Consider the following 21,714-nt stretch of genomic DNA (forward strand, 5'->3'; position numbering starts at 1 on the left):
GTATGACGTTGTTGCTGTGACGATCGACGACGACAGCTGTGGCTTGCTGAGAGATCAGAAAGCTCGGCGGATCATTGCCTGCTTCACTTCCTGGATGGCCTTGGTTACTTCGATACCTCGAGGGCATGCTTCAGTGCAGTTGAAGATTGTGCGGCACCGCCACACCCCTTCTTTGTCGTTGAGGATTTCGAGGCGTTGAGTGGTGCCTTCGTCACGCGAGTCAAAGATAAACCGGTGAGCGTTGACGATCGCAGCTGGCCCAAAGTATTGGCCGTCAGTCCAAAACACAGGGCAGGAGGATGTGCACGCAGCGCAGAGGATGCACTTCGTGGTGTCATCGTAGCGTTCTCGCTGTTCAGGGCTTTGCAAGCGTTCTTTGGATGGTTGGTTACCAGCTGTGACAAGGAACGGCATGATTTCACGGTAGGACGCGAAAAACGGTTCCATGTCGACGACGAGGTCTTTGATGACCGGCAACCCTTTAATGGGTTCCACAGTGATGGGACCCTTTTCTGGGTTGAGGTCTTTGAGGAGCACCTTGCACGCCAACCGGTTGCGACCATTGATACGCATCGCATCGGAACCACAGATCCCGTGAGCGCAGGAACGACGGAATGTCAGCGACCCGTCGTGATCCCACTTGATTTTGTGGAGCGCGTCGAGCACACGGTCGGTGCCGTACATCGTGAGTGTGTGTTCTTCCCAGAATGCTTCGTCAGATTGTTCTGGGTTGAAGCGGCGTACTTTGAGGGTGACCTCGAAGGAAGGGATTTCGCCGGCCGTGGTTTCTTGGGTGTCGAGTGTCGCAGTCATCAGTACTTACGCTCCATCGGCTCGTACCTTGTTTGCACGACGGGTTTTGCGCCGAGCACAACCTTGTAGTCGTCAAATTCGCTGACGTGGGAGAAAGCCTCGTCGGTGATGTTTCCAGACACCGAAGAGTCGAGCGGGCGCCGGTACACCATGGTGTGGTGCATGTAGGCCTCGTCGTTGCGGTCTGGGAAGTCTTCACGGAAGTGACCACCACGAGATTCACGGCGGTTTAATGCTGCGATGACGGTGACCTCAGCAATGTCAAGGAGGAACCCAAGTTCAAGCGCTTCCAGGAGGTCAGTGTTGAACATTTTGCCTTTGTCCTGAACTGAAACTCGGCTGTAACGCTCTTGAAGGGTGCGGATGTCGGCGAGCGCCTGGGTGAGTGATTCCTCGGTCCGGAAGACCTGCGCGTTAGCGTCCATGGTTTCTTGGAGTGTTTTGCGGATATCCGCCACACGTTCACCGTCAGGACGTGAGCGCAACTCTTCCAGTTGTCCCACGACCCAGGATGCTGCTTGGTCGGGAAGATCAACGAAGGACGCTGTCTTTGCGTAGGCTGCTGCGGCACGTCCAGCACGTTTCCCAAACACGTTGATGTCAAGGAGTGAGTTCGTGCCTAGACGGTTCGCGCCATGGACGGACACGCACGCGACTTCACCAGCGGCATAGAGACCTTTGACAACATCGTTCGGGTTCCGCAGAACCTCAGAGTCGATTGTGGTGGGGATCCCGCCCATAGCGTAGTGGGCGGTGGGGTAAACCGGAACAGGTTCGGTGTAGGGCTCAATGCCGAGGTATGTGCGTGCGAACTCGGTGATATCGGGCAGCTTAGCGTCGATGTGTGCGGGTTCAAGGTGGGTAAGGTCCAACAGGACATAGTCTTTGTTGGGTCCTGCTCCACGACCTTCACGGACTTCGTTTGCCATGGAACGAGCCACAATGTCACGTGGTGCAAGGTCTTTAATGGTTGGGGCGTACCGTTCCATGAACCGTTCGCCTTGGCCGTTGCGGAGAATCCCACCTTCTCCTCGTGCAGCTTCGGACAGCAAAATGCCCAGTCCAGCAAGACCTGTGGGGTGGAATTGGAAGAATTCCATGTCTTCGAGGGGGAGCCCGCGCCGCAACGCCAGGGCCATTCCGTCACCGGTGAGGGTGTGGGCGTTGGAGGTTGTTTTGTAGATCTTGCCGGCACCACCGGTAGCGAACACCACTGCTTTTGTTTGGAAGATGTGGATCTCACCGGTGGCGAGGTCGTAGGCGACAACACCGGTCGCGGTGACTTCTTCGCCCACGGGGACATCTCCAGCGGAGAGGTCGTGGTCAACAATGAGGTCAAGGACGTAGAACTCGTTGAAGAACTCCACGTTCTGTTTCACGCAGTTTTGGTAAAGGGTCTGCAAAATCATGTGCCCGGTGCGGTCTGCTGCGTAGCAGGCACGCCGGACTGCGGCTTCTCCGTGGTTTCGGGTGTGGCCACCAAAACGCCGCTGGTCGATGCGCCCCTCGGGGGTGCGGTTGAAGGGTAACCCCATGCGTTCTAAGTCGAGCACGGCGTCGATTGCTTCTTTGGCCATGATCTCGGCGGCGTCTTGGTCAACGAGGTAGTCGCCACCTTTGACGGTGTCAAAGGTGTGCCATTCCCAGTTGTCTTCTTCGACATTGGCCAGTGCTGCACACATGCCGCCTTGGGCTGCGCCTGTGTGGGATCGGGTGGGGTAGAGCTTAGAAATAACAGCGGTTCGTACCTCAGTTGATGCTTCGAGGGCGGCGCGCATGCCGGCGCCACCTGCGCCGACGATGACGACGTCGTATTGGTGGAATTGCATCGTGTCCGATGCCTCCTTACGGCTCAGTGCGATGGGGCTGACACGGGTCAGCAGAACGACGGGAGAAGATCAGCGGGTGCGTTGGCGGGGCACGGTTCGAAGGTGAAGATCACGAGTGTGCCCAGGACGACCGTGAGAATGAACGCACTGTAGAGAGCGAGTTTGAGGATCAGGCGTGTGATGTGGCGTTCGGAGTAGTCGTTAATGATTGTGCGGACACCGTTGGTGCCGTGAATCATGGCAAGCCACAACATGAGCAGGTCCCAGGTTTGCCAAAACGGTGACGTCCATTTTCCACCGACGAAGGCGAAGTCAATGCGGCTCACTCCTTCGCCCACCATGAGGTTAACGAACAGGTGCCCGAAAATGAGAACGACGAGGATCACGCCGGAGCCGCGCATGAAGAGCCAGCCCCACATCTCAAAGTTGGAGCGTGTGATTTTTTGGCGGCGGTAGGGCGCGCGGGGGTTGTCGATCTGGGTGGTCATCAGTGGCCTCCGAAGACGTTCATGAGGTGGCGAGGAAGGAACCCAGCCATAGTGACGATGACAAGGCCGATGACGACCCAGAGCATGATGCGCTGGTACCGGGGTCCTTTGGCCCAGAAGTCCACCAGGACAATACGTAGGCCGTTAAATGCGTGGAACACGATAGCGACGACGAGGCCTGCTTCTCCAAGTCCCATGATGGGGGTTTGGTAGGTCCCGATGACGGCGTTGTACGCCTCAGGGGACACGCGAACAAGTGCGGTGTCGAGGACGTGGACGAAAAGGAACAGGAAAATGAGTAGGCCGGTCACGCGGTGTGCGACCCACGACCACATTCCTTCGCGGCCGCGATAGAGCGTTCCTGCAGGTGCGCTGGGCACTGTGGCGCCTCCTGTGTGCGAGATCGTTGTGCCGGATGTGGAAGGTGGCTGTCCATTGGCTGGGGACTGCGTCGTCCAGATCCGCGTATGCTTCCACTTTAGTGAACATTTTGTGTGCTGAGGCACAGCGGGTGCGGGTTTCTCCGAGAATGACACCTGTTTGTGACTTATCCCACAGGTTTTGTGGTAGGTGGGGGCTCCACGGAGAGGTCCCAACGATTACCCGAACGATTGAGTAGGCTAGTGCGCATGACCTCCCACGCCGCCATCCCAGATCGACCGTCCCACCCGCCGGTCACGCGCATCGATGATTTCTACGCTGTCATCCCAGCAGGTGGGGCCGGAACTCGATTGTGGCCGCTGTCCCGTGCAGGTCAGCCCAAGTTTTTGCATGACCTCACTGGATCAGGGCGTTCACTGATTCAAGCCACATTCGACCGGGTCGCCCGCCTCGCAGACCACGATGGGGTCCTTGTTGTCACCGGAGAGTCCCACGCATCAGCAATTGTCGACCAACTCCCAACTCTCAGTCGTGGTGGCGTTCTCACTGAGCCATCACCACGCGATTCCATGGCAGCAATCGGCCTTGCCGCCGCTGTTCTTCACCGCCGTCATGGTGACGTTGTTTTCGGATCTTTCGCCGCCGACCACGTCATTACCGACCTCACCGGGTTTGATGCTGCTATCCGCGAAGCCGTCACCGCAGCTCGTGAGGGGTGGGTTGTCACCGTCGGCATCTCAGCCACCCGCCCATCGACCGCGTTCGGGTACATTCATGCCGGTGAGTCACTGAATATCGAGCGCGCACCTTCGGTGCGTGCCGTGGCTAGCTTTACCGAGAAGCCAGACGCTGCCACCGCTCGCACCTACCTATCCACCGGTGAATACCGGTGGAACGCGGGTATGTTCATCGCCCGCGTCACTGTTCTTCTTGACCATCTGCGCAACCAACGCCCTGCGTTGTATCAGGGTTTGATGGAAATTGCCGATGCGTGGGACACCGACCAGCAAGACGCTGTCGTTGCGCAGGTGTGGCCAAAGCTGGAAAAAATCGCTATCGACCATGCGGTTGCGGAACCGGTGGCGGCACTGGGTGGGGTTGCCGTTGTCCCGGGAAATTTTGGCTGGGATGACGTCGGAGACTTCAATTCACTAGCTGCTCTCCTTCCCTCAGATGATTCCCATGGTTCAAAAGTGTTGGGCGATCACACAGACGTCGTGCGAGTGGGGAGCGCTGGCTCGGTCATTGTCCCGCAATCGGGCCGTCTCGTGACCGTTTTGGGTCTTGACGACGTTGTCGTTGTGGACACTCCAGATGCCCTGCTTGTCACCACGCGAGCGCGCGCCCAACAGGTGAAAGACATGGTGACCGAACTTCGAGACCGTGGGCTTGACGAGTACATGTAGGCTACGGAGCACCCGGATCTGGGACGCCAGGCGCGCTGATCAATGACCGGAGTAGGCTCGAAGTGTGAATTACCCACTCGCATCACAGATTGACGACTACGCCAACGCCCTGCGTGAGGAACTCATCACGTTCCGACGTGACATCCACGCGCACCCAGAAACTGCACGACAGGAACATCGCACGACACAGCGCATCGCTGAACGGCTCGCTGCTGCCGGGCTCGAACCACAGTTGTTGTCCGGAACTGGGCTGATCTGCGACATCGGGCCGGGACCTGAAGAGTGTGGGGCGCCACGGGTTGCGCTTCGCGCTGACATCGATGCTTTGCCGTTGCAGGAAACCTCGGGGCTGTCCTTCGCATCGGTGAACGAAGGGGTCAGTCACGCGTGTGGGCATGATGTCCACACAACTGTGGTCCTCGGTGTTGGATTAGTGCTGGCGCGGCTTGCGCAGCACGGCGAACTGACGCGTGGAGTGCGGCTCGTGTTTCAGCCGGCAGAAGAAGTCCAACCCGGCGGCGCTTTGGACCTGTTAGCGCAAGATGTCCTTGACGATGTGGGGGAGATCTACGCACTACACACCGAGCCAAAGCTTGATTGTGGGCTTATTGGCTCGCGTATTGGGCCCATCACCTCGGCATGCGACACAATCACTGTGACGGTGACGTCGCACGGGGGCCATACCTCCCGACCTCACCTCACTGGTGACGTGGTCTATGCGCTGGGGGAGATCATCACCGAAGTGCCCGCAGTGTTGGGCCGGCGGATGGACCCTCGAGCTGGTGTCAACCTCACCTGGGGCACGGTGCAGGCTGGGTCAGCGCCCAACGCTATTCCCGCATCGGGAATCCTCATGGGAACGTTACGGTGCCTCGAAGTCAGCACCTGGGAGCAAGCTCAGCATGTCCTCAATGACACGGTGACCCATGTCGCATCCGCCTACGGTGTTGAGGTGGCGGTTCACCATCAACGGGGAGTGCCCCCGGTGGATAATGATGAAGAATGCACTCTGTCCATTGAAGCGGCGGCTCGCGATGCGCTGGGGGCTCACAGTGTGACGCTCACCGAGCAGTCTCTCGGCGGCGAAGACTTTGCGTGGTACCTCACAAAAGTTCCTGGGGCGCTCGTGCGGTTGGGTACCCGAACTCCGGGTGGAAAAACGTACGATATTCACCGAGGCGACCTGCAGATTGATGAGGAGTCACTTATGGTCGGATTGAGGACGCTTGCACGAGTCGCGACGGCAACGGTTGACGTTTCCTGACGCTCGGCAGACGGCCCCTCATCGGCAGTCTCGCGATGCGGACTGCGCCATTCCGTCAGGGAGGATATCGCTTCCAGATTGGTAACGAACTCGATTCGTTACCCAATCGACACAGAACGTTAACGGCTTAACGTCTACAGTTAACTGTAAGGCGAGTCACCCTGACTCGAGATACCGGAAAACCGCAACGTCGAGGTGACGGTCCCCGTTCACCGAGCGCGATGCACACCTCAACGTGAGGCCCGCACCAGCCGGTGCGGCATCCGCTGAGTTCCCTACCCCAATAGACACAGGAGAACTTACGTGAAGAAGTTCGCGCAGATCGCCGCCATCTCAGCGGCGGCAGCACTCGCCCTCGCAGCGTGTGGGGATGCCCCAGACGACGCAACCGCACCCGACAACGCCTCAGCAGACTTCAAAGGCTGCATGGTGTCTGACTTCGGTGGCTTCGATGACAACTCATTCAACGAAACCTCCTACTCCGGCCTCGAACGTGCAGGTAGTGAACTCGGCATCGAGATCGCTGATGCAGAATCCACAGACGCAGGTGAGTACAACACCAACGTTGACGCGATGGTTCAAGCCGGTTGCAACCTCATTTTCAACGTCGGCTTCAACCTCGCTGACGCGACAGCAACCTCAGCAGAAGCAAACCCTGAGCAGCACTATGCATTGATCGACTCCGGTGTTGAACCAGCAATGGACAACGTCAAGCCACTTCTCTTCAACACCCATGAAGCGGCCTACCTTGCTGGTTACGTGGCCGCAGGTGTCACCGAAACCGGTACCGTTGCCACCTTCGGTGGTATGCCTTACCCATCCGTGACAATCTTCATGGACGGATTTGCTGACGGTGTTGCTAAGTACAACGAAGACAACGACGCAGATGTCAAGGTTCTTGGTTGGGACAAGGCAAAGCCAGATGCTGGCTCCTTCACTGAAACCTTCGAAGAAATCGGTAAAGGTAAGGAAATGACTGAGCAACTCATCGCTCAAGGCGCAGATGTCATCATGCCTGTTGCTGGTCCTGTGGGTGAAGGTGCCATGGCAGCAGCGGCAGAGCACGACGGCGTCTACGTCGTTGGTGTGGACACCGACGCGTGGGAGAAGTACGAATCCTACCGTCCGCTCCTGCTCACCTCAGTTCTCAAGGCCATGGACCAGGCTGTCTTCGACACCGCGCAAACTGCGTTGAACGGTGAGTTCGACGCGACCCCATATGTGGGCACCCTCGAAAACGGCGGTGTTGGGATCGCTGACTTCCACGACCTCGCAGCAGAGGTCCCAGACGAGGTCAAAACCAAGGTCGAGGAACTCAAAGCAGCGATCATTGATGGTTCGCTGACCGTTGAGTCACCATCAGCTATTTCGGTGAACTAACCCCCGGCTGACCCCAGCCTGTGTGGCCTCGAAGCTCCCACGGCTTCGAGGCCACACCCCCCAATTCCCCCTGACACACGCAACGATGCGTGTGGACCCACCTGGCGGTTGCGTTCAAGCGCAGCGCGAAAGGCGTAGAGCATGAAGCTGGAACTACGCGGCATCACCAAGGTGTTCGGAACTTTCACAGCAAATGACAGCATCGATCTTGTTGTCGAACCTGGACAAGTTCACGCTCTCCTTGGCGAAAATGGTGCCGGTAAGAGTACGTTGATGAACGTCATCTATGGGTTGTATGACCCAGACGGTGGCGAGATCCTTCTCGATGACGCACCTGTCACGTTCGCGGGGCCTGGAGATGCCATGGCAGCCGGAATTGGAATGGTGCACCAGCACTTTATGCTGGTGCCCGTTTTCACAGTGGCTGAAAACGTCATCCTCGGGTTTGAACCCACCTCCATGGGCGTCATCTCGTTACGTGAAGCACGGAAGCGAGTCAAGGAGATCTCAGACCGGTTCGGCTTCAATATCGACCCCGATGCTCTTGTTGGTGACTTGCCCGTAGGTGCCCAGCAGCGTGTAGAGATTATTAAAGCCCTCTCCCACGACGCGAAGATCGTCATCCTTGATGAACCCACCGCCGTGCTGACCCCTCAGGAAACCGACGAGCTTCTGTCGATCATGCGCCAGCTGAAGGAGTCGGGAACCTCGATCGTTTTTATCACTCACAAACTTCGTGAAGTGAAAGCGATTGCAGACAAAATCACTGTGATCCGGCGGGGCAAGGTGGTCGGTAGTGCCGACCCGTCTGCCTCAGAAAAGGAACTAGCCTCCGCAATGGTGGGGCGGTCGGTGTCGCTCACTGTGGACAAGAAGGACGCGGAACCCCAAGGCACTCGGTTGACGGTTAAGGACCTATCGCTTGTCACACCAGATGGTCTCACTCTTCTTGACCACGTCTCCTTTGATGTTCAGTCAGGTGAAATCCTCGCGATCGCCGGTGTCCAAGGAAACGGACAAACTGAACTGACTGAAACACTTGTGGGGATGCACCCGAAAGCTCGGGGAAGCATCACGTTGAATGGTGATGAACTCCTTGGCCGTTCGATCCGCCAAGTCCTTGATGCTGGAGTGGGGTTCGTTCCTGAAGACCGCTCAAAGGACGGATTGATCGCGGGATTCACGATCGAGGAGAACCTGATCCTTGACCTCCACGACAAGGCCCCGTATTCCAAAGGGCTCGCACTGGACAAGAAGGTTATCGAAGACAACGCTGTGAAGTACGTTGAAGAATTCGATGTTCGTACGCAATCAGCGAAAGCTTTTGCCTCACAGTTGTCGGGGGGGAACCAGCAAAAGGTTGTTCTTGCTCGCGAAATGTCGCGACCGTTGCAGGTGCTCATTGCGTCTCAGCCCACACGTGGGTTGGATGTTGGTTCCATCGAGTTTGTGCACAAGCGTGTCATTGCTGAACGTGATGGTGGAACCGCGGTCATTATTGTGTCCACCGAACTTGATGAGGTCCTTGGGCTCGCTGACCGAATTGCTGTCATGTATGAAGGCAGCATTATCGGCATCGTTCCTAAAGACACCTCTCGTGACGTGCTGGGTCTGATGATGGCAGGCATGAAGTACGACGACGCGCTGGCAAAAGCTGCGCAGCACGAGACCGAACTGAGTGCCGTTGAATCTGACGGTGATCTTTCCCAAGGAGGCGCATTGTGAGCGTCGAGAGCCCTGACACATCAGCGCAAGCGCCCAAATCTGATCCGACACCTATAAACAAACCACACAATCCACCATCGCGGTGGGGAACTGTAGCGCGAGACATTGTGTCATCCAACGCCAGTGTGGTTGTGTTCGCGGTGATCGCAGCGTTGCTCATGGCGGCGGTACTGGTTGCTGCTGCGAACGCAGAGGTGCAGCGCACGGCCGGGTACATTTTCGCCCGTCCTACTGATTTCTTCACAGCTGTGTGGGATTCAGTTTCTGGCGCATATTGGTCATTGTTCCGTGGATCGATTTATGATCCGGAAGCACCAACCTTCTTGCGTCAGATCAAACCCATCACTGAGACCCTGACTGCAGCGACACCGCTCATTTTTGCCGGTCTTGGCCTTGGAATTGGTTTCCGTTCTGGCATGTTTAACATTGGTGCCCAAGGTCAGGTGATCCTTGGAGCAACAATCTCCGCGTTCATCGGATTCACCTTCCAACTGCCTGTGGGGCTGCACCTTCTGGTTGCTGTTCTTGGAGGTGTCCTTGGTGGGGCCGTCTGGGCCGGGATCGCCGGTTACCTGAAAGCACAGTTTGGTGCTAATGAAGTGATTGTGACGATCATGTTGAACTCCATTGCCGGGTTCCTCATGTCATACCTACTCACCACCGATCTTTTTAAACGCGAAGGATCGAACAACCCCATTTCTCAGCGGATCGACAGCGATGCGATGTTCCCTCAGTTCTTAGGAAGCGAATTCCGCCTCCACCTTGGGTTCGTCCTGGCGCTCGTTGTGGCTTGGGGTGTGTGGTGGTTGCTCGAACGGTCGACACTGGGGTTCAAGTTCCGCGCAGTGGGTTTGAATGCAGACGCAGCCCGCACTGCCGGTATCAAGGTCAACCGCATCTACCTGTACGTCATGCTCGTTGCTGGCGGGTTGGCAGGCCTGGGTGGTGTGTCACAGACCCTTGGAACAGAAGGTGTTCTGCAGGAAGGTGTTGCAGGATCTATTGGGTTTGACGCAATCACTGTTGCTCTACTCGGTCGGTCCCGCCCGATGGGAATCGTGGGTGCTGCCATTCTGTTTGGCGCGTTGCGTGCAGGGTCCCCGTTGATGCAAACCGCGAGTAACACTCCGGTGGACATCGTCCAGGTTGTGCAAGCTCTCGTTGTGTTACTGATCGCCGCCCCACCGTTGGTCCGCGCGATCTTCCGACTCCCTGCTCCGCGGAAGGAGGGCGCAGCATGAGCGCCACGACGCAGGCTCCCTCGTTAAAACACTACGAGGGTAACGTCCTCGCCCCAATCTCGTGGAAGGGCCCGATCACCTATGTGATCCTTGGGCTCCTCACTATTGGGTGGTTCGGTTTTGGTTCGCCCTCTGGAGCCCAAACCCGGTTTTTGCTGTCGCAGGGACGCGACGCGATTAAGCTGGATCCGCTGTTCCTTGCCGCACGTCCATGGGCGTTGTTCCTTGGCTTTGTCATCCTTGCGCTTGCTGGGTTTGCGGCATATGCAGCAGTCAAACGCTACCGATTCGGTGTGTGGTTGCCCGTGCTTGTCGGTGTCGCCGCAGTGTTCGCCTTCCTCTTGTGGTCAGGCGCCGGAAAAGAAGCGGCCATCCCGTTGTCACAGCTGTTGGCCCAGGGAATTGTGTTTGCCGTGCCGCTGGCCTTTGGGTCGATGGCAGGGTTGATCTGTGAACGTGTCGGTATCATCAATATCGCCATTGAGGGACAATTGCTTGCGGGTGCGTTTGCTGGTGCTGTTGTCGCCACAGTAACTGGTAACCCGTTCACTGCGCTGTTGGTGGCTCCGATTGCCGGGGCCCTGGTTGGTGCGCTGTTGGCGTTCTTCTCGATCAAGTATCGGGTCGATCAAATTGTTGTCGGTGTTGTGCTCAACGTCCTGGTCATTGGGGTCACGAGCTACTTGTTCTCCACCATTTTGAAAGACAACAAGTCGCTGTTGAACCAGCCCCCAGGGTTGCCGACGATACGGATTCCACTTCTCGCGGACATCCCTGTTTTTGGTGGGGTGTTCTTCAACCAGAACGTGCTCGTCTACATCATGTTTGCTGCTGTGTTCGTGTTGCAGTTCATGTTGTTCCGGTCCAAGTGGGGGCTACGGATGCGTTCTGTCGGTGAGCACCCGAAGGCTGCTGACACGGTGGGAATCAAGGTCAACCGGACTCGGTGGCTGAACACCATGCTCGGAGGGGCTGTGGCTGGTCTTGGCGGTGTTGCTTTCACCACGATGATCGCGGTGACTTTCGGTAAGGAAATGACCGCAGGTAAGGGGTATATCGCTCTTGCCGCGATGATCCTTGGCCGCTGGAACCCTACTGGTGCGTTTGCGGCCGCGTTACTCTTCGGCTTTGCTGAGGCGCTGCGCGGGACGCTCTCGATTGTGGGAACACCTGTTCCTACCCAATTCTTGGCGATGCTTCCCTACCTTGCCACGATCTTTGCGGTTGCTGGATTGGTGGGCAAAGTTAAGGCACCAGCTGCTGAAGGCATCCCGTACGTTAAGTGAACCGAGGGGGCTGAGCGCCCCCTCGGTTTCTTTCACCCCAACACGTTAAGCGTTTTAGGTATAGGCTGAGAACAGCATGCTTTGGCACGGCATCAGCCCCGCAACTCACTGAGGAGAGTGTGATGACACACGCTGACGATCTAGCAGCTGTCGTCGACTGGAACCAACTAGTCGCTCAAGCCCAAAAGATGACGAAAATGTCCTATGTCCCGTACTCCCACTATCCCGTTGGAGCTGCAGCGATCACCACTGATGGTCGCATCGTCTCTGGGTGCAACGTAGAAAACGCTGGGTACGGCGTCACCCTCTGCGCTGAGTGTGGACTCATCTCAGAGCTGATCGCTACAGGTGGCGGCACATTAGCTGCCTTCGTGTGCGTCAATGGGCAAGGTGAGGTCATCATGCCCTGTGGTCGATGCCGCCAGCTGCTGTGGGAACACGGCGGACCCAACCTCGTACTTGACACTGTCTCTGGGTACCGCACCATGGCGCAGGTGCTCCCCGACGCTTTTGGTCCTAGCGACCTTGATGACTACACCAAAGGACAACACTCATGACCACCCACCTCTTCGACACTGTTGATGTCATCCGGGCCAAGCGTGATGGACGTGAACTGACCAGCGAAGAAATCGCCTGGGTCATCGATGCCTACACCCACGACCACGTGGCCGATTACCAAATGGCTGCCCTGAACATGGCCATCTTGCTCAACGGCATGACCCGCCGGGAAATCGCTGACTGGACCCGGGCGATGATCGAATCAGGCGAACGCATGAACTTTGATCAGTTGTCCCGCCCCACCGCGGACAAACACTCCACCGGCGGAGTGGGAGACAAAATTACTCTCCCATTGGCACCCCTCGTTGCCGTGTTTGACGTGGCCGTCCCCCAACTGTCTGGGCGTGGACTGGGGCACACTGGTGGCACGCTCGACAAACTCGAAGCGATCGCCGGGTGGCGCGCTGCACTCACCAACGACGAAATGATGCACCAACTGGACACGGTGGGGGCGGTGATCTGCCAAGCGGGTTCAGGTCTTGCACCAGCGGACCGGAAGCTGTACGCACTGCGCGATGTCACGGGAACCGTTGAAGCGATCCCACTGATTGCATCGTCAATCATGAGCAAAAAAATCGCAGAAGGAACGTCTGCGCTGGTTCTTGACGTCAAAGTCGGCTCCGGGGCATTTATGAAAAATGTGGACCAAGCACGGGAACTCGCCCGGACAATGGTGGATCTGGGGACCGACGCTGGTGTAACAACAACTGCGCTACTCACCGACATGTCCACGCCGCTCGGACTCACCGTTGGAAATGCCCTTGAGGTGCGTGAATCCATTGAGGTGTTGGCCGGAGGCGGCCCTGCAGATGTTGTTGATCTGACAGTTGCCCTCGCAGCAGAAATGCTCGCTGGAGCTGGGAAGACAACCGCAGAAGACGACATCCGCGCAGCACTGAACGATGGTCGTGCGATGGATGCGTGGCGTGCCATGATCGCAGCGCAAGATGGTGACAATGATGCAGCATTGCCCGTGGCAGCAGAGCAGCATGTCATCACCGCTCCGCGCAGTGGGTACCTCACCACCCTTGACGCATACGCGGTCGGTGTCGCCTCGTGGCGGCTCGGTGCAGGCCGCGCCCGAAAAGACGATCAGGTTCAAGCCGGTGCCGGAATTGAACTGCATGCAAAGCCAGGGGACAAGGTAACGGCAGGAGCCCCACTGATGACTCTGCACACCGACACCCCAGAACGGTTCGACCGTGCGATCGAGATCGCTGAGGAAGGTGTTGTGATCAGTGATGACGCACCAACCAACTCGCCATCGCTCATTATCGACCGGCTCGCATGACCCCACCGGGTATCACGGGTATCGTGAGAAGCAGCGAGCTTGTCACGTACACCTCACAGATGGGAGATCTGTGGTCCAGTCTGGATACCAGCTATCCACATTTTTGTATGGTTTAGGTGCGGGGCGCCGTCGTCTACCGACGCTCCCCGCACCAGCCCCATTCCCTGACGACCCCAACGGGTGGTTACTGGGTGTGCAACCTGGTGAGGTGTCGATTCCGCAAGGAGGTGACACCTCACCCCACGGGCGCACCTCCGCACGTCAAACTGATCCCACAACGTGTGGGTCAGTCAGTGTCCTGTTAAGCCAAGCCTGCCTTGACGCGGTTCACCCACAGGACGCTCCTGATTCTCCTGCGACTACACCACTGAACTCGGGTCAACCCGCGACATCACCGTCAGCACGACAGCGCATAGTGACGGATTATGGTGCAGCGCAGCATGAGACAAAGAAACGAACAAACTCCCGCGCCTTTGCTGGCATATGGACATGGCCTCACCGATGGGGGACTCCACCTTGGGGTGCAGCGCGGGAACTTGGTACCACCGGTGTGCGCTACCGGCACCAGATCGTGTCACCTGCTTCGCTACCTCATACCCGCAAGGTCCTCACGTACGCGGTAGATTGTGCGATGCGTGGCTACCCGGTGTTGCTCTACACCGGTTCGGACACCCGCGTGTCCGTGTCCGCAGCAGTGCCCCGGCACGTTGTTGTTCTTCACAGCCCGCCAGTGGTTGCAGACGCTGCACCTACTCTCTTCCTCTTTGACCCCGCTACTGGGGTGAACCACGCAGTGAACCGTGACGAATTGACGAACCGGGACACCCCGCCAGAGTTTCTCGGTGGATGGCGACACATTGTGTGGGCAGTGTTCCCTAACCAACCAGCACAAACAACACAACAGAAGGTGGAACCATGACGTGGCTTGATGAACTTCCCTCACTGCCGAAAGTTGTCCTTCACGATCACCTCGATGGAGGGCTACGTCCCGCAACCATTATTGAACTCGCCGCACAGGTGGGGCATACCCTGCCGACCACTGATGAGAAAGAACTTCAACAGTGGTTTGTGGATGCAGCGAACTCCGGGTCCTTGGAACGCTACTTGGAGACCTTTGACCACACCATCGCCGTCATGCAGACAGCAGATGCACTCACACGTGTTGCCCGAGAAGCTGTTCTTGATCTTGCCGCGGATGGTGTGATTTACGCGGAGTCACGGTGGGCACCGGAGCAGCACCTGGCTGGTGGGCTGAGCCTGGATGATGCGGTACGGGCAGTGCAGCGGGGCTTAGAACAGGGGATGGAGGAAGCCCGTGCGGGCGGCCACGACATTGAGGTTGGTCAACTAATCACGGCAATGCGGCACGCTGACCGTTGGGAAGAGGTCGCTGACCTGGCGCTTCGTCACCGTGATCAGGGAGCTTACGGTTTCGATATCGCTGGGGCGGAAGCTGGGTTCATGCCTGACCGGTTCCCACAGGTGTGGTCAACCCTCAACGATGCGCACTTCCCGGTCACCATTCATGCTGGTGAGGCAGCGGGTGCTGAGTCCATCGCACAGGCGGTGGGGATGGGTCACGCGCTGCGGGTAGGACACGGCGTGCGCATCATCGATGACATCGAAGGATTTGGTACAGACTCCCCACGTCTTGGTCGTCTGGCGCATTGGGTGCGTGATAACCAGATTGCGTTAGAAATGTGTCCCTGCTCGAACTTGCAAACAGGTGCTGCTCAGTCAGTCGCAACCCACCCGATCACTGGTTTACGTGACTTGGATTTTGCAGTGACAGTCAACACCGATAACCGGCTCATGTCGGGCACGTCTATGTCCCACGAAATGCGATTGCTTGCCACTGAGGCTGGGTGGGATGTGGAAGATTTCCTCGACGCAACCTTGGCTGCTGTGTGGTCTGCTTTTATTCACCACGACGCACGCCACGCTTTGGGTGAACGTGTGATTGCTGGTTTTGACCCCTATGTGAATCAAGGAGAGTAAAGAAATGCCTGAGAAAGTTACTGCTGCGTCTGTTGCCTCGATGGTTGACCACACGTTGCTCAAGCCAGAGTCGACCCCAGCCGATGTGGCCGCGTTAATTGACGAGGCTGTGTCGTTGGGTGTGTTTTCGATCTGTGTTTCGCCCTCGTTGCTGCCTGTGAAGATTCCTGAGGGAAGCGAACTGAAGGTGGCCACGGTTGTGGGGTTCCCTTCGGGGGCGCACCACCCTGAAGTCAAGGCCGCAGAAACGGCTCGTGCGGTGACAGATGGTGCACATGAGATTGACATGGTCATCAACCTGGGGGCAGTGAAATCGGGTGATTGGGAGCTTGTGGAGCGTGACATTCGCGCTGTCCGCGACGCTGCTCCCGCCCCTGTTGTGCTGAAGGTCATCATTGAGTCAGCTGCCCTCACCGATGAGGAGATTGTGGCTGCGTGTGAGGCGAGTGAACGGGCTGGGGCTGATTTTGTCAAAACTTCCACGGGGTTCCACTCCACTGGTGGTGCCAGCGTTCATGCAGTGCGTCTGATGGCTCACACTGTGGGGCAGAGGTTGGGTGTGAAGGCGTCCGGTGGGATTCGCACTGGCGATGCGGCACTTGCGATGATCTCCGCAGGGGCGACCCGTTTGGGATTGTCCGGGACTGCCGCGGTTCTCGATGGGGTGGAGAACCCTGATACTGCTGTCGAGAGTGGTGACGGGTCGGGTTACTGATCGTTGCTCGCAGACGTCACGTAGTAAGGTCCACCTTACCTTGATGGGGTAAGGTGGACCTTACTACGTGATGAAGGGGTATGTGTGTCCACGATTACTGATTTCTCTGTGCCACCGGTTCGCCGTCAAGAACGGTTTCAGGCGACCGTCACTGGCCGAGAACAACTGACTGACTCGATGGTGCGGGTGACGTTTTCGTGCCCGCAGTGGGTTGATTTTGATTTCCCCACATGCACGGACACCTACATGAAGTTGATTCTTCCGGGACCAGATGGGCAACCAGTCATGCGGTCGTACACTATCCGCCATGCGGATGCGGTGTCGGGAAGCGTCGATATTGATTTTGTTGTGCATGGGGATCATGGTGTTGCCGGGGTGTGGGCATCAACAGCGCAGGCGGGTGACACGGTCACGTTTGCTGGTATCGGTGGTGGATATGCGCCATCTTTGCAGGCAACAGCACACCTCCTTGTGGGAGATGAGTCAGCGCTCCCCGCGATAGCTGTCGCGCTTGAAGCGCTCGCAGACTCAGCGGATGTCACAGTTTTTCTGGAGGTGGAGGCCCCTGGCCATGAGGTTCCAGTTGCTCACCGTGAGAAGGTGACGTGGTTGTACCGGCAGGGGAAAGCTCATGGGGCGGCTCTTGTGCACGCTTGTGAGGAGTTGGGGGCTGTGCCAGCGGGGACGCAGGTCTTTTTACATGGTGAGGCGATGGCGGTCCGCGAAATCCGCCGTTCCCTTCGTGCGATGGGTGTGCCCCGGCAGGCGATGAGCGTGTCAGGGTACTGGCGTGCTGGGGCAAGCGACGAACAGTGGCGGGAGAGTAAAGCGCAGTGGAAGCGTCGTGTTCAGGCCGACGAGGAGGCTCTTCGCTCATCTGATTCGTGACTGTTCGACCAACCGACAGCGCCATCGTGTGGGGGGGAAGCCACCATGTGGGTTGCCCCCACGTGGTGAGGGCAACCCACAGGAAACATGGCTGATGTGATGGTCGTGCTAGTCGAGTCCAAGCGCTCTGGTCATGTCTGCGCGTACCGCTGTGATCTTTTCTCGTGCTTCGTGGCGCACGGTGGTGAGTTGTGCTGTGTCTGCGTCACTGTCCACGGGACTGATCACTTCGATGTAACACTTCACCTTTGGTTCAGTGCCTGATGGGCGCACAATGACTCGGGTGTCATCGTCAGTGAGCAGGAGTAGGCCGTCAGTTGGGGGAAGACCTTCGTAGCCGTCAACAAGGTCAACGACCTGGGTGATTGGGCTACCTGCGAGGGCTGATGGGGGAGTGGCACGAAGACGTGACATGGTGGCGGGAATTTGTGACAGGTCTAAGAACCGTGCCGAGAGTTGATCGGTGAGGTATAGGCCGTGTTCTCGCGCGAGGTCATCGAGTTCGTCGATGAGGGTTTTGCCTTGGGCGTGCAGCGTGGCAGCGAGCTGAGCGATGACAAGAGCTGCGGAGATTCCATCTTTGTCTTTGACGAGTTCAGGGGCAACACAGTAGCCGAGGGCTTCTTCGTACCCGTAGACGAGGTCCTTTGCACGGGCGATCCATTTGAATCCCGTGAGTGTGGATTGGTACCCCAATCCGTGTTTCTCAGCGATTTTCGACAACAGCCGTGAGGAGACAATTGAATTGGCGAGGACTGCGTTTGCGGCTGTTTTGCCTTCTGCTGCGGCGCGTTGGGCGATGACGTTTCCGAGCAATGATCCCACTTCGTCGCCGTGAAGCATCCGCCAACCCGCCGCCTGAGGGGTGGTGACGCGGTGGGCGTGGGCTGCCGCGGTTCGGGGATCTTTGACTGCAACTGCGCACCGGTCAGCGTCAGGGTCGTTCGCAATGACAAGGTCTGCCTGGAACCGCATCGCATAGGTTAACGCAAGGTCGATGGCACCTGGCTCTTCTGGGTTGGGGAAGGACACTGTGGGGAAATCGGCATTGGGTTCGTATTGTTCTGCCACAGAGATGAGCTTGTCAAAGCCGGCGCGGTGGAGAACCTTGTCGACCACAGACCCGCCGACACCATGTAGTGGTGTGAGCACGATGGTGAGGTCGCGAGGGCTGGGTGTTTTTAGTGTGAGGACCGCGTTGACGTAACTGGTCACCGCGTTGTCATCAAGGGTGAACCACCCACTTTCGGCCCGTGGAATGTCTCGTACCGGTGGGGTTGCGGCAATTGCTTGGGCGATTTCACGGTCGTAAGGGGGCACAATTTGAGCGCCTTGACCGGCGTCCACAACGATGCGTCCACCTAGGTACACCTTGTAGCCGTTGTCTTGCGGCGGGTTGTGGCTTGCGGTAACCACGATGCCTGCGTCAGAACCCAGGCGTTTCATGGTGTAGGCAAGCACGGGGGTGGGTAGTGCGTGGTTGAGGATTGTGACAGAGCAGCCTGCGGCGGTGAGCACTGCTGCGGAGTCGAGTGCAAACTGCTTGGAGTAGTGCCGGGCATCGTAACCGATGACAACCTGTGGAGTGGCGTGCGGGAGTTGACCGGTGAGATAGGCGCCAAGACCGGCCGCTGCTTTGATGACCACAGACCTGTTCATCCGGTTTGGGCCTGCTTCTAGGGCGCCGCGTAGCCCGGCGGTACCAAATTGGAGGCTGCCGTTGAAGCGGTCTTTGAGGTCTCCGAGCGCTTGAGACGAGCGGCCTTTGGACGCGGAGGAGTTATCAGGGTTGGTGATCACGTCGAGCAGGCGTTGAAGCTCGTGACGGGTGAGTCCTTCTGGGTCGTTGTCAATCCAGGTACGTGCTTCGTCGAGGAGGAGGAGCTCGTCTTCTGTCAGTGGGATGGCCATGGGTCCTCGTCTCAGAGTGATTTCACGATGTGTGCTAGGAGTGTGCTGATGCGTGGTCCGGCTGCTTGTCCCGCTTCGATAACTTCTTCGTGGGAGAGTGCCTGCTCAGATATTCCGGCAGCCAAGTTTGTGACGAGCGAGATTCCCAGAATTTCCAAACCAACGTGACGGGCCGCGATCGCCTCAATGGTGGTTGACATTCCGACAAGGTCAGCGCCGAGTACTCCCGCCATTTTTACTTCGGCGGGTGTTTCATAGTGCGGGCCACGGAACTGTGCGTACACCCCTTCAGGAAGGTCAGCGTCAATGGTGTGCGCAATGTCGCGCAGGCGTTGTGAGTAGAGGTCGGTGAGGTCAACAAAAGTCGCACCTTCAAGAGGAGAGGTTGCGGTCAGGTTGATGTGGTCACGAATAAGCACGGGGGTCCCAGGCACCCAGTTGGGATTGAGCCCACCGCATCCGTTGGTGAGGATCAGCGTGGAACAACCGGCTGCTGCGGCGGTGCGTACCCCGTGGACAACGGGACGAACTCCGCGACCTTCGTACAGGTGGGTGCGTGATCCCAGGACAAGTGCGTGGCGGTTGGTTCCCTCGATGCGAATGGAGCGTGTGGTGGCAACGTGGCCTGCGACAGCGGGTGCGGAGAACCCGGGGATGGTGTGGCTGGGGATTTCACTGACTGTTTCGCCCAGGAGGTCGGCGGCACCTCCCCACCCTGATCCAAGGACGAGGGCGACGTCATGCGATGCGACGCCTGATTGGGCGGCAATAAAGTCCGCGGCTTCACGGGCAAGGTTGAAGGGGTCAGGTGCTGTGGTGTCGTCAACGGTGACGTGCGAAGAGCTCATGGTTCGAGAGTACCGCGATCAAACGCTTAACGCGATGGTGGGACACGTTTCTCGCCTATGGATTCATCCACGTCCCATCACGTTCCCACAGTGTTCAAGCCAACCCACAGGAACGATCGCCACCAGTGAACTATGGTGTGAGACTATCCGTCTCACACCATGTATGAAACCTTGTCCTCACCGTGCCCCACGGCGATCGCTGACATACTAGTGCGGTGAACCAAACTCCCCAGCATGACGATTCACTGACCACCACACAACCCCGCGTCGCAATCCTAGGCGGCGGACCAGGCGGGTACGAGGCAGCCCTCGTCGCCGCCCGCCTCGGCGCCCACGTCACCATCATCGAACGAGCCGGATTTGGCGGATCTGCTGTTCTCACTGACGTCGTCCCGTCCAAAACCCTCATCGCCACCGCAGAACTCATGGACATCGGCCGGGGCGCAACAGAACTTGGCATCCGAGTAGCCCGCGACGACACCCACAACCCGATCGATGCGCTCAGCGTGGACCTGGCCGCAGTCAATGCTCGGGTCAACGCGCTCGCGGCCGCGCAGAGCGCAGACATTAAAGAGCGACTTCTTGCGTCGGGTGTGGTGACTGTGCACGGTGAGGGACGTTTCACCTCCCCTCACTCGATCAGCGTGACCGGATGTGTGACCGATGACGGTACCCCAACAGATGATTGCACTGTGGATGCTGACATCGTGTTGATTGCCACCGGCGCTGCGCCGCGGATGCTTCCCGAGGCCCGCCCTGATGGGCGGCGCATTCTCACCTGGACACAGCTGTACCACCTTGATGAGATGCCCACCCGGCTCATTGTCGTGGGATCGGGGGTTACTGGTGCAGAGTTTGCCGGCGCCTACCACGCGTTGGGTTGTGATGTTGTTCTTGTGTCATCGCGTGACCGGGTTCTCCCCGGTGAAGACGAGGATGCTGCCCGCGTCATCGACGATGCATTTCGTACCCGCGGAATGACTGTCATGTCACGGTCGCGCGCATCGGCTGCCACAGTGGTGGGGCACGGCTCAACTGAACACGTGGAAGTGACACTTGATGACGGTCAAGTCATCACGGGCAGCCACGTTCTCATGGCAGTGGGTTCCATCCCCAACACGGCGGATAACGGCGCGGACAAGGTCGGGTTGACACTGACGGAACGCGGTCACATCCAGGTGGACAAAGTCTCGCGAACCAATGTTCCGGGCGTGTATGCAGCCGGTGACTGCACCGGCGTTTTACCGCTTGCCTCGGTCGCCGCCGCCCAAGGACGCATCGCCATGTCGCACGCACTGGGGGATTCTGTGTCACCACTGGTTTTGCGTGACGTCGCAGCCAATATTTTCACATCCCCTGAGATCGCCACAGTTGGATGGTCCCAACGCGACCTTGACGATGCAGGTGTGCGCTACACCGCCACAACCTTGCCACTCCCCACGAACCCGCGCGCCAAAATGATGGGGGTCCACGAGGGATTCGTCAAACTCTTCACCCGAACGGACTCCGGAACCGTCATCGGAGGGGTGATCGTTGCCCCGCGCGCATCAGAACTGATCTTCCCCGTCACGCTCGCGGTCGCACACAGGTTGACCGCAGACATGGTGGCCGGTGCGATCACGATCTACCCATCATTGTCAGGGTCCGTTGCGGAAACAGCGCGGATGAGCCATCAGCGCGCCCCCCACTGAC

The 21,714-nt window shown here is 58.1% G+C and carries 19 protein-coding genes; 13 read left to right on the plus strand and 6 right to left on the minus strand.

The annotated features are described in order from the left end of the window. Window positions 1-54 precede the first annotated feature (54 nt). From JDEN_RS04095 to sdhC, 4 genes are read right to left on the minus strand one after another with little or no spacing between them, the layout of a single operon-like run. Window positions 55-813 (minus strand): succinate dehydrogenase iron-sulfur subunit, encoded by a 759-nt coding sequence (locus JDEN_RS04095; RefSeq protein WP_015771108.1) that lies wholly within the window; start codon window positions 811-813, stop codon window positions 55-57. After that, window positions 813-2,642, minus strand: coding sequence for a succinate dehydrogenase flavoprotein subunit (sdhA, locus tag JDEN_RS04100; RefSeq protein ID WP_015771109.1), 1,830 nt, complete (start codon window positions 2,640-2,642; stop codon window positions 813-815). Before sdhA ends, JDEN_RS04095 begins: the two co-directional genes overlap by 1 nt. Before the next feature lie 47 nt (window positions 2,643-2,689). Beyond that, the gene (locus tag JDEN_RS04105) at window positions 2,690-3,130 is read right to left on the minus strand and encodes a succinate dehydrogenase hydrophobic membrane anchor subunit (RefSeq protein ID WP_015771110.1); all 441 of its coding nucleotides are present in this window, start codon (window positions 3,128-3,130) and stop codon (window positions 2,690-2,692) included. Beyond that, window positions 3,130-3,510, minus strand: coding sequence for a succinate dehydrogenase, cytochrome b556 subunit (gene sdhC / locus JDEN_RS04110; protein WP_015771111.1), 381 nt, complete (start codon window positions 3,508-3,510; stop codon window positions 3,130-3,132). Before sdhC ends, JDEN_RS04105 begins: the two co-directional genes overlap by 1 nt. A 249-nt stretch (window positions 3,511-3,759) precedes the next feature. Here sdhC and JDEN_RS04115 point away from each other — a divergent pair, with 249 nt between their 5' ends. From JDEN_RS04115 to JDEN_RS04170, 12 genes are all read left to right on the plus strand, one after another. Next, on the plus strand, window positions 3,760-4,917 hold the full coding sequence (locus JDEN_RS04115) for a mannose-1-phosphate guanylyltransferase (RefSeq protein ID WP_015771112.1): 1,158 nt from the start codon (window positions 3,760-3,762) through the stop codon (window positions 4,915-4,917). 64 nt (window positions 4,918-4,981) lie between these two features. Beyond that, window positions 4,982-6,181 (plus strand): amidohydrolase, encoded by a 1,200-nt coding sequence (locus JDEN_RS04120; RefSeq protein ID WP_015771113.1) that lies wholly within the window; start codon window positions 4,982-4,984, stop codon window positions 6,179-6,181. Window positions 6,182-6,484: 303 nt separating this feature from the next. Further along, window positions 6,485-7,561: a BMP family lipoprotein gene (locus JDEN_RS04125; RefSeq protein ID WP_015771114.1), complete on the plus strand. Its 1,077-nt coding sequence runs from the start codon at window positions 6,485-6,487 to the stop codon at window positions 7,559-7,561. Window positions 7,562-7,702: 141 nt separating this feature from the next. After that, window positions 7,703-9,286: an ABC transporter ATP-binding protein gene (locus tag JDEN_RS04130; RefSeq protein ID WP_015771115.1), complete on the plus strand. Its 1,584-nt coding sequence runs from the start codon at window positions 7,703-7,705 to the stop codon at window positions 9,284-9,286. Further along, the gene (locus JDEN_RS04135; RefSeq protein WP_015771116.1) at window positions 9,283-10,527 is read left to right on the plus strand and encodes an ABC transporter permease; all 1,245 of its coding nucleotides are present in this window, start codon (window positions 9,283-9,285) and stop codon (window positions 10,525-10,527) included. The genes JDEN_RS04130 and JDEN_RS04135 overlap by 4 nt, the downstream gene beginning before the upstream one ends. After that, entirely contained in the window at window positions 10,524-11,813 is a 1,290-nt protein-coding gene (locus tag JDEN_RS04140; RefSeq protein ID WP_015771117.1) for an ABC transporter permease, read from the plus strand. Before JDEN_RS04135 ends, JDEN_RS04140 begins: the two co-directional genes overlap by 4 nt. Before the next feature lie 122 nt (window positions 11,814-11,935). Next, a complete protein-coding gene (locus tag JDEN_RS04145; protein WP_015771118.1) occupies window positions 11,936-12,370 on the plus strand; it encodes a cytidine deaminase in 435 nt (144 codons plus the stop codon). After that, the gene (locus tag JDEN_RS04150) at window positions 12,367-13,662 is read left to right on the plus strand and encodes a thymidine phosphorylase (protein WP_015771119.1); all 1,296 of its coding nucleotides are present in this window, start codon (window positions 12,367-12,369) and stop codon (window positions 13,660-13,662) included. The genes JDEN_RS04145 and JDEN_RS04150 overlap by 4 nt, the downstream gene beginning before the upstream one ends. Before the next feature lie 70 nt (window positions 13,663-13,732). Then, window positions 13,733-14,581, plus strand: coding sequence for a hypothetical protein (locus tag JDEN_RS04155; RefSeq protein WP_015771120.1), 849 nt, complete (start codon window positions 13,733-13,735; stop codon window positions 14,579-14,581). Further along, window positions 14,578-15,660 (plus strand): adenosine deaminase, encoded by a 1,083-nt coding sequence (locus tag JDEN_RS04160; RefSeq protein WP_015771121.1) that lies wholly within the window; start codon window positions 14,578-14,580, stop codon window positions 15,658-15,660. Before JDEN_RS04155 ends, JDEN_RS04160 begins: the two co-directional genes overlap by 4 nt. A gap of 4 nt (window positions 15,661-15,664) precedes the next feature. Beyond that, window positions 15,665-16,375 (plus strand): deoxyribose-phosphate aldolase, encoded by a 711-nt coding sequence (gene deoC / locus JDEN_RS04165; RefSeq protein ID WP_015771122.1) that lies wholly within the window; start codon window positions 15,665-15,667, stop codon window positions 16,373-16,375. A gap of 84 nt (window positions 16,376-16,459) precedes the next feature. Further along, a complete protein-coding gene (locus JDEN_RS04170) occupies window positions 16,460-17,263 on the plus strand; it encodes a siderophore-interacting protein (RefSeq protein WP_015771123.1) in 804 nt (267 codons plus the stop codon). Window positions 17,264-17,371: 108 nt separating this feature from the next. On the opposite strand, the gene JDEN_RS04175 is transcribed toward JDEN_RS04170, so the two are convergent. Together JDEN_RS04175 and JDEN_RS04180 are read right to left on the minus strand one after the other, a co-directional pair. Continuing rightward, window positions 17,372-19,174: a phospho-sugar mutase gene (locus JDEN_RS04175; protein WP_015771124.1), complete on the minus strand. Its 1,803-nt coding sequence runs from the start codon at window positions 19,172-19,174 to the stop codon at window positions 17,372-17,374. Window positions 19,175-19,185: 11 nt separating this feature from the next. Then, window positions 19,186-20,022: a purine-nucleoside phosphorylase gene (locus JDEN_RS04180; protein WP_015771125.1), complete on the minus strand. Its 837-nt coding sequence runs from the start codon at window positions 20,020-20,022 to the stop codon at window positions 19,186-19,188. Window positions 20,023-20,237: 215 nt separating this feature from the next. Here JDEN_RS04180 and JDEN_RS04185 point away from each other — a divergent pair, with 215 nt between their 5' ends. Then, window positions 20,238-21,713, plus strand: a complete 1,476-nt coding sequence (locus JDEN_RS04185) for an NAD(P)H-quinone dehydrogenase (RefSeq protein ID WP_015771126.1) — start codon at window positions 20,238-20,240, stop codon at window positions 21,711-21,713. The last annotated feature ends 1 nt before the right edge of the window (window position 21,714 follow it).

It is taken from the genome of Jonesia denitrificans DSM 20603 (assembly GCF_000024065.1).
Classification (GTDB): domain Bacteria; phylum Actinomycetota; class Actinomycetes; order Actinomycetales; family Cellulomonadaceae; genus Jonesia; species Jonesia denitrificans.

Excerpts from the sequence above, each read along its gene's own strand:
- JDEN_RS04095 (WP_015771108.1), bottom strand. The coding sequence starts at position 813 with ATGACTGCGACACTCGACACCCAAGAAACCACGGCCGGCGAAATCCCT.
- sdhA (WP_015771109.1), bottom strand. The coding sequence starts at position 2,642 with ATGCAATTCCACCAATACGACGTCGTCATCGTCGGCGCAGGTGGCGCC.
- JDEN_RS04105 (WP_015771110.1), bottom strand. The coding sequence starts at position 3,130 with ATGACCACCCAGATCGACAACCCCCGCGCGCCCTACCGCCGCCAAAAA.
- JDEN_RS04115 (WP_015771112.1), top strand. The coding sequence starts at position 3,760 with ATGACCTCCCACGCCGCCATCCCAGATCGACCGTCCCACCCGCCGGTC.
- JDEN_RS04130 (WP_015771115.1), top strand. The coding sequence starts at position 7,703 with ATGAAGCTGGAACTACGCGGCATCACCAAGGTGTTCGGAACTTTCACA.
- JDEN_RS04140 (WP_015771117.1), top strand. The coding sequence starts at position 10,524 with ATGAGCGCCACGACGCAGGCTCCCTCGTTAAAACACTACGAGGGTAAC.
- JDEN_RS04145 (WP_015771118.1), top strand. The coding sequence starts at position 11,936 with ATGACACACGCTGACGATCTAGCAGCTGTCGTCGACTGGAACCAACTA.
- JDEN_RS04150 (WP_015771119.1), top strand. The coding sequence starts at position 12,367 with ATGACCACCCACCTCTTCGACACTGTTGATGTCATCCGGGCCAAGCGT.
- JDEN_RS04160 (WP_015771121.1), top strand. The coding sequence starts at position 14,578 with ATGACGTGGCTTGATGAACTTCCCTCACTGCCGAAAGTTGTCCTTCAC.
- deoC (WP_015771122.1), top strand. The coding sequence starts at position 15,665 with ATGCCTGAGAAAGTTACTGCTGCGTCTGTTGCCTCGATGGTTGACCAC.
- JDEN_RS04175 (WP_015771124.1), bottom strand. The coding sequence starts at position 19,174 with ATGGCCATCCCACTGACAGAAGACGAGCTCCTCCTCCTCGACGAAGCA.
- JDEN_RS04180 (WP_015771125.1), bottom strand. The coding sequence starts at position 20,022 with ATGAGCTCTTCGCACGTCACCGTTGACGACACCACAGCACCTGACCCC.